This window comes from Limnospira sp. (assembly GCF_051859755.1).
In the GTDB taxonomy this organism is placed as follows: domain Bacteria; phylum Cyanobacteriota; class Cyanobacteriia; order Cyanobacteriales; family Microcoleaceae; genus Limnospira; species Limnospira fusiformis.
On record NZ_JBIMLI010000184.1, the window covers coordinates 1 to 7,321 of the forward strand.

A 7,321-nucleotide genomic window follows, 5' to 3' on the forward strand; every position below is an offset into this window, starting at 1 on the left:
TTACCTTAACGGGTAATAGTGCTATCGTCGCATTGTCAGGCAATAGCCGGATAAATGTCGCGTAAATGTATCAGATTGCGGTTCTTGGTGGGTTTGGGATGCACTTCCCCACCCCCAGCAGTTTTTGGAGACGGTGGGACTTAGGGAAACTATTGATTGAGTTGGGCTATGGCAACTCAAATTAGGGCTGGGAGTATCGCGCCACTGACTGATTGGGATTCAACTGTCTCAGGTGGTACTTCTTGCTGTTGATTTTTTAGTCATAAGTATAGCCACGCCAGCACCACAGGTTCATCTAATGCGATCGCTCCTCCCCTTGTCAACCCCTTTATTCTTTTATGGCGGCGATTTGAGCCAGGGATTATAATGGATAATCATAAAAAAGGAGATGTTTCGGAAGGAGAATTGAGAGGGGATGGAGTGGCAAAGTGTGGTTAACTCGATTGATGAGTTTGTGTTTGAAAAAACTGGGGAACACTTGGATAGCCTGCAATTGGCGATTTTAAAGGGAGTGCTGAATAGCCATAAGTATAGTGCGATCGGCAAGCAGTACGGATGTAGTACAGGTCATGCCAAGGATAAGGGATACGAACTATGGCAGTTATTATCAAAAGTCTTTGATCAAGATGTTAATAAATCAAATTTAGTCGCTACAGTTGAGCGTTTAGGGTTTGTAAATTATCAACATCATATTGTCAAGGATTCTGTCAAAATAAGTAATATTAATTTCTGTGGCAATTATGAAACAGCCAATTTAGAAAATCCGGATAAAGTCCATCCTGAATCTCCAGTCACAAATACCATATATGAAGACGAAATAGTTGAACAGATATTGCAAGAGACTAAATTTAAGGCTGTGGAGAAACTAAGTAAACTCGGTTTAACACCGGAACAAATTGCCGAATCCCTAGATTTACCCTTACCAGAAGTTGAGAATTGGATAGAGTAAATTAATGTTAATTTTGACAATTATGGATTAGATTATCTGGTATTGCAAGATGGCTGTTGGATGACGCTGTTTGGTTCCACGCTATCCATAAGCCAGCTATTTTTATTACCGTCAAAAATTAAATTAAAAATCAAACTTTCGCAGGGAGTCCGACCATTTTTCATGTGATATTTCAACCACACTTTAATTTTGGCTTGGCTATTATTTTTAGCAAACGTCTGGAAAGCATAAACATCAACTTTTCGGACAGAATCCCACCAATTATCCTTAACTCTTCGAGCTTCTCTTCGTCGCCAAGAGTCGCTGAGTAACTTGATAGCTTCTTGTCTATTGCTGGGGGCTAACTGATAATACCTAACAATTGTGTCTTCAGGAGCAGAAGTATTCCCTGTTCTATTTAAAGCTGACGAGCTAGTAGTATTGTTGTGAGACCTGGGAATATAAGATTGAGGCTTAATTAATATTGCTGCAATAATCAAAGCACCAGCAATCACACTACCGATAATTACCTGATCTTGCCAATCTATTTTTTGTTGATTTTCTTTCATATCTAATAGCTTCCTATTGAATTGGGTTTGACAGCATATCTTCAATAATTTATTTAGGTTGATTATGAGAATTTTGGGGATTATGATTTTTTTCTAATTCTTCTTGTCTCCTTTTTCTTTCGTTTTCTTGAGAAGTTTTAAAAGATTCTGCTAATTGATCTTCAATATTGGGTACACGATCAATTCTGGCAAAATCATAGTCGGTTTTATCCTCCTCTTGTTGTTCTATGGAAGAAATAGGTTTTGCTGATGACATGGCAATTTCTGAGGGAGGAGAAGCATACCCCAAACCAATGATTCCTTGTACAGTTTGAACTCCTGTAACAATTTTTTCAACAACATCACCTAGCTTCACCTTTCTTTGTTCCGCAGTCTTAATTTGTTGCACTAAAAACAACATATATTTTTCACAGCCATCAATTTCACCTTGATAAGTAGATGACAGTTTTTCAAACAAAGGTGCAAATTTATCAAATTGTTGATCGTGCCAAGTCAATTTAAGATTTTCCCATTGAGTAGCTACCTTTCCCCACTCTTGCTGTAACGTTCCTCGAAATTGATCTAACTGCCTGAGCAAGCACTCAGCATCTTCTAAGTTAAAAGAAGTTGGTTTAACCATATCTATCTTTTCCTGATTTATAAGTCGGCTAAACGTCCAGACAATTTTTGTTTTTTAGTCTCATTTATTTCAATTTGTTCTCGAACAAATCTGATGTATTGGTCGCTTTCTTTTTCCGCATCATTATAAGTAGAGATAAATTTCTCAAATATCGGTTCAAATTTATCAAATTGTTGATCGCGCCAAACCGATTTAAGATTGCTCCACTGGTTCAAAACCCTTGACCATTCATCCCGGATAGCCTCGTGAAACTGTTCCAGTTCTTTGAGTAGATCTTCTGCATCTTGAGCATCAAATGAAGTTTGAGCCATAACCCTTTCTCCTTTTATTAATAATTTTGTTCAAACTCTTTCAAGATATCATCAAACTTTCTGAGCCATTCCAAGGCATCGTCACCCGCTTCTAAGGCTCTTTGTACCATGTCTTTGGTTTGGTCGAAATCTTTAGTAAATTGGTCTTTACTTTCTCCTTTCCAAGAATCATCACATTTTCTCCAAGTTCCTTCAACTGCCTTAAATTTATCAGTTGTTAAATCTTGGAAATCAGACAAAGCCGCAATAAATTTGGCTAACTCTTGTTCGTCAATATCCAAATCTCTTGACATCCTACAATCTCCTAATCACGTCAACCGTTGTTCAAAATTATGGCAGTATTCGCCAATTTCTTCTTTTGTGGGGACAGCATAAGGCTTAAATTTCTCTAAACCTGCTGTCGCCGAATCATCCCGAAAATAAGCTCTGAGTCGTGGTAACTTTTCTGCATGGACTTCTCCTAAGAGTAATCGAGAATCATCTCCCGGCATATTCAAGGCAACCCGCAGGTCAAAATGGGTTAGCCAAGAACGATTATCCCCAGTCAGTTTGAGAAATGTTTTCATATCTTCTAACCAGAAAATAGTATGGATACCCAATTCAGACCCTTGGGAAATTAGCTTGAGTAGTCTTTCGGCATCTTCGGAAGGTTCTTCACTACGACGACCCATAACAGGACGTAAATTTTGCGCTCTGTTTAACCCTCCCACTGCATAGACAAAAAATAGGGAATCTCCTAAATCATCGGGATTTTGGTCTGGGTTTTCTTCTCGTTGTTTTAAACGTCTTTCAAATTCTTCATAGGTCTCGTTTAATAAAGTTTCAGCTTTAATAACTTGACAATCTGGATCGGCAAAACGTTTAGCGATTTGGGTGGGGAAGTAAGAGTTAAAGGCATTCCTGAAATTGATGGTCATTTCTGTCCAGTCATTATCTTCATCAGGAATGGATAAATCAGCAATCATAAACCGTGCTTTTTGGGGTTGATAGCAATGAATTAAACTCATTAATATTCCCCCAATAATTCCAAAGACAATTTCTTCAGAAGAGCCAACTATCATCATGTTATTGCGGGGACGACGACGGAAAATCGCTTTAGTATGATCGCCAATTCTCATCGGTTCTCCCAGCCAAGCAATCCCCGGAGTTTCTTGAACCACCCAATCTGGTTCTTTAATAACTTGTTTATTTAATTCTTTCAGGGAGAGCCATTCAGTCATCTCCGATAATTTAACTAATTGTCGATTATGACTTAATTTAGTCGGTCGAGATCCATTAAATAGAATTAAAGGTTCTGAGCGCTGATAATGATTTTGATTGACAATTTCCTGAATATTGACTAAGGCATTGTATCTTTCTTTAGCAGAAATATCAGCGACTTGACCAATCTCATTTTGATTTTTCTTACCATAATCTTTGTTATAAATCACTTTACCTGGCTTGTCGAGCAAATCTACAGCATCGGTATTTCCTTCTGCTAATACTGAAGATGCTGTACTTTTATCCATTTGCTGTGCCATTCTTAAATCAATTTGTGAGTAAATACCTCGACTCATATTGGGTACATTGGGAGACTGAGATGCAATTAATAAATGAATCCCAAATGCACGTCCTTGTCGGGTTATATTATCCATCACTTGGTTGAGACTGCGGGTAATAGTATCATTTTCTTGGAACATATACTGAAACTCATCAATCACCACTAAAATTCGTGGCATTGTTTCTCCAGTTTTATCCCGGTAATCTTGCAATTTGTTTAAGTTTCCTGCCGATTTAAACTTGATGCTGCGTTCTTCGATTTGTTTATTGACATACTCTAAAACACTTAATCCAAATTCGCGATCGCTTTCAATGGAGACAACTTTCGCATGGGGTAAGGCTTTATCTTCGTTTAATTCTTCGGAATCGTTAGAGCTTTCTCCTTTGTCTGGATCGACATACATTTGAAACTCGACCCCCTCTTTAAAATCAAGTAAATACAACTCTAATTCATCGGGGGAATATCTCAGCGCCAAACTGACAATAATTGCATGAAGCGTATAACTTTTACCCGAACCTGTTTTACCTGCTAACAAACCATGACTGACCAGTTGTTTTTCTTGATTTTCACCTAACCAAAATTCCAACTTATCCATTGCACCCATTAAACCTATAGGCGCTCTGATTTCTTTCCTGCTATCCTCAGACCATAGTGGTTGGGGATAAAGTTTGGAAAAGGGTAGAGTTTCAACACTAATCTTTTTCGCTTCTTCTGTAATGAGTTGTAGGATTTGATTAAATTGTTCGTTAGGTGGGGGTTCATCTAGTGCGACTTTGAAAACCAAATCATTAAGTAACTTCACCTCAAACAAGGATTGCTTGGTATTTGGAGACAAACGAAAATCTTTTTTTCCAGCGGCAGATGCTTCAGTCGGATTGATGTCCAAACAAGTTAGTTCAATTTCATTGCGACTATTATTGATTGAAGTGACTTTAACTACAATTTTCTCTTGAAGAGAAACAGCTTGTTCAGGTCTTTCGATTCTTTGAGCTACTAATTTGTTAGTCGGGACAAATCCTTGGGTATTAGGCAAAAACTCAACATAAGCTCCCCCATCTGTCAAGCTCGTCACATACCCCAAATAAACATTACCTGGCTGGGGTTTTGCTCCCACATTCAAGCCAAAAATAGGGTTAATGACAGTACAAAAATTCTCAAATGTTCGGTAATCAAAGTTTTTCGGTTTTTCTAAACTTTCGTCAATATGTAAAATTACATAAACACCAGCCCTAGACCCATTTAACAAAATACTTTTCAGATCTTCCCATGAGTTATTTTCAAAGCCACTGGGAAAATCAGCAATAAATAAATAGCGATAGGGTTCCGCTACAGACTGAGCCGCAATATTATAATCTTCTATGCTTTGGTAATTTTTCCCTAAATAGTTTTGTAGAACTTGCTCAATATGTTCGGTTAACCCTCGCAGTTGTTCTCGAATATCATCACTGCGAGTATAGGTTTTCTGACCTGAAATAAATTGATGTAAATTCTTGAAGGGAAAAGTATTTCCCATGCTTACTGGGTCAATAAATGTTCCTTTTAATTTTCTGACGGGGAAGGTACTAACAACTCGCAAAGCGATAGACTCTAAACCTGCAAGTGCGGCTTGACGAGATTCCGCATCACTGCTAAAAATAGCAATGTGTCCGGGCTTAAAGTTGGGCAAATGATTAGAAAAATCTCGGATTGGTATTAATGCTGGAACTCTAGCAGGTGGCTGTACTTGCTCCAGTAAAAATTCACCAATTCGTAAAACACCAGGAGCCAGACCACCATTTTGAGGTTTATAACTATCCCTATTCTCTGAAGGAGTCCAACGAGGATCATTCCATGGGGCTGATAATAAGCGGGGGTGATCTAGTTGATGGACTAATTGACTAATTTCTTTTTGTTTTTCTTCGCATTTTAGAGAAAAAGTTTCACCTTCCAACATTGCTCTTTCTTGAGCTAATTTAGTATCTTCATTGACTATATATATACTTGATAACACTTGTTTTTCTAAACTTTCTATTTGTTGTTTTAATTCAATTTTATTAGATTCTATTCTATTTAAAAATTTCTGTTCTTCTTTAAGAACTTGATTTTGCAAATGAGCTTGGTTTAGTTTTTTTTGTTGTTGCTCTTGAATGAGCTTATTGATATTTTTTAAAATTTCTAGAAGAGTCGCCATATTTTTTACCTATTTAACTAAAAAATTACAAACTAAAAAATATAATCTTGAATTTACTTGTCAAATTGCAGACAAAATTATCAAAAGGTATATTGATGTTACCAATAAAGTAGTATAAATTTCTTGCCAGATAATTGTAACCCACAAGGCAACAATAACAGTTGAAATAAGGCGAAACATTTTTTTATTTTTCAGGTCTTCTATTTTTCTTTCAATATTATCTAATTCCTGGCTAATTTTGATTTTTTCATCGATTAAAGATTGTAATTTTGATTGTTTTTCTGCTTTTATTGATTCTATTTCTAAATATTTTTTTTGCTTTGTATCTCGGATTTTTTCTAAGCTGATATTAATCTCATTTAACGTTTTATTGATGCGTTCGCGATCTGTATTTTCTCCAGAAACGTAGTTACAGTCAATTTTGGATAATAGTGATGAAACATCATCAAATCCAAATCCTTCTGCTAATCTATAAGCTTCTTGTTTGCGAGAATTATGCCAACTCAATTCTCGTTGAGCATCTAGCAGCTTTAAATGTTGAGTATTGATGGCATCAAGAGCTTGATAATAGTCTTGAAGCAGATTTTGGTCTAAATTTTCTGGGTAGTTTTGCTCCATTGTTTTGCCTTAACAGAGTAATTTGGTCAATCAAGCATTAAATGTATCTTCGTATACCATAAATTTTCCGGGTGTAGATCCTTTTCCGATTGATGTGGTTGACTGTTTCCTCGGAACAGCTTTGGCAATTTACTTAAAATAGTGGATGATTAACTCTGGTTTTAATTTTGCTCAAAATCAGAGCTATTGGCAAGTCGGAAAAGGACGGAAAAGGACGGAAAAAGACGGGAGTTTGATTAAGAAATGTAAAAATTTAGGATGCTTGCCTCTAATGGTAGATGACAAGATGTTTCCCAAGCGGAATTGAGAGGTAATGGAGTGTCAGCAGTGGAGCGATTCAACTAGGTAAGGCTTGGATAGTCTACCGTTGGTGGTTTAAAAGGAAGTGCGGAAGGGTCAAAAATAGAGAGCGATCGCTCTCGAAAATCCTACCCAAATGCTATACTGTCTGCCATAACCTGCGATGAGAAACTATTTACCATGACCATCGCCCCATCATCAGAACTGGGAATTACCACCCTTCCCGATCATACTCAACTCCCCGACTCCGACGGTACTTTCGTGAA

The 7,321-nt window shown here is 37.2% G+C and carries 7 protein-coding genes and 1 pseudogene; 2 read left to right on the plus strand and 6 right to left on the minus strand.

Features of this window, described 5'->3' with window-relative positions; translation table 11 throughout:
- Positions 1-415 precede the first annotated feature (415 nt).
- Positions 416-949 carry a helix-turn-helix domain-containing protein gene (locus ACTIE0_RS21630; RefSeq protein WP_006669388.1) on the plus strand — a complete coding sequence of 178 codons (534 nt, stop codon included), beginning with the start codon at positions 416-418 and terminating at the stop codon, positions 947-949.
- A gap of 32 nt (positions 950-981) precedes the next feature.
- Here the strand turns inward: ACTIE0_RS21630 and ACTIE0_RS21635 are convergent, their stop codons facing one another.
- The 6 genes from ACTIE0_RS21635 to ACTIE0_RS21660 are packed head-to-tail and all read right to left on the minus strand — an operon-like array spanning position 982 to position 6,755.
- The gene (locus ACTIE0_RS21635) at positions 982-1,497 is read right to left on the minus strand and encodes a hypothetical protein (RefSeq protein WP_006669389.1); all 516 of its coding nucleotides are present in this window, start codon (positions 1,495-1,497) and stop codon (positions 982-984) included.
- A gap of 49 nt (positions 1,498-1,546) precedes the next feature.
- Positions 1,547-2,116, minus strand: a complete 570-nt coding sequence (locus ACTIE0_RS21640) for a hypothetical protein (protein ID WP_006669390.1) — start codon at positions 2,114-2,116, stop codon at positions 1,547-1,549.
- Between the two features lie 17 nt (positions 2,117-2,133).
- Positions 2,134-2,427: a hypothetical protein gene (locus ACTIE0_RS21645; protein WP_006616747.1), complete on the minus strand. Its 294-nt coding sequence runs from the start codon at positions 2,425-2,427 to the stop codon at positions 2,134-2,136.
- A 17-nt stretch (positions 2,428-2,444) separates the two neighbouring features.
- On the minus strand, positions 2,445-2,720 hold the full coding sequence (locus ACTIE0_RS21650; protein ID WP_006669391.1) for a WXG100 family type VII secretion target: 276 nt from the start codon (positions 2,718-2,720) through the stop codon (positions 2,445-2,447).
- A gap of 15 nt (positions 2,721-2,735) precedes the next feature.
- Entirely contained in the window at positions 2,736-6,137 is a 3,402-nt protein-coding gene (locus ACTIE0_RS21655) for an FtsK/SpoIIIE domain-containing protein (protein WP_439516984.1), read from the minus strand.
- 60 nt (positions 6,138-6,197) lie between these two features.
- Positions 6,198-6,755: a hypothetical protein gene (locus ACTIE0_RS21660; protein WP_006670953.1), complete on the minus strand. Its 558-nt coding sequence runs from the start codon at positions 6,753-6,755 to the stop codon at positions 6,198-6,200.
- 453 nt (positions 6,756-7,208) lie between these two features.
- On the opposite strand from ACTIE0_RS21660, the pseudogene ACTIE0_RS21665 reads away from it, so the two are divergent.
- Positions 7,209-7,321: pseudogene (locus ACTIE0_RS21665) on the plus strand (Uma2 family endonuclease); the annotation flags it as partial.

Coding starts and splice junctions, on each gene's coding strand:
- ACTIE0_RS21650 (WP_006669391.1), bottom strand. CDS start 2,720: ATGTCAAGAGATTTGGATATTGACGAACAAGAGTTAGCCAAATTTATT.
- ACTIE0_RS21630 (WP_006669388.1), top strand. CDS start 416: ATGGAGTGGCAAAGTGTGGTTAACTCGATTGATGAGTTTGTGTTTGAA.
- ACTIE0_RS21635 (WP_006669389.1), bottom strand. CDS start 1,497: ATGAAAGAAAATCAACAAAAAATAGATTGGCAAGATCAGGTAATTATC.
- ACTIE0_RS21640 (WP_006669390.1), bottom strand. CDS start 2,116: ATGGTTAAACCAACTTCTTTTAACTTAGAAGATGCTGAGTGCTTGCTC.
- ACTIE0_RS21660 (WP_006670953.1), bottom strand. CDS start 6,755: ATGGAGCAAAACTACCCAGAAAATTTAGACCAAAATCTGCTTCAAGAC.
- ACTIE0_RS21645 (WP_006616747.1), bottom strand. CDS start 2,427: ATGGCTCAAACTTCATTTGATGCTCAAGATGCAGAAGATCTACTCAAA.
- ACTIE0_RS21655 (WP_439516984.1), bottom strand. CDS start 6,137: ATGGCGACTCTTCTAGAAATTTTAAAAAATATCAATAAGCTCATTCAA.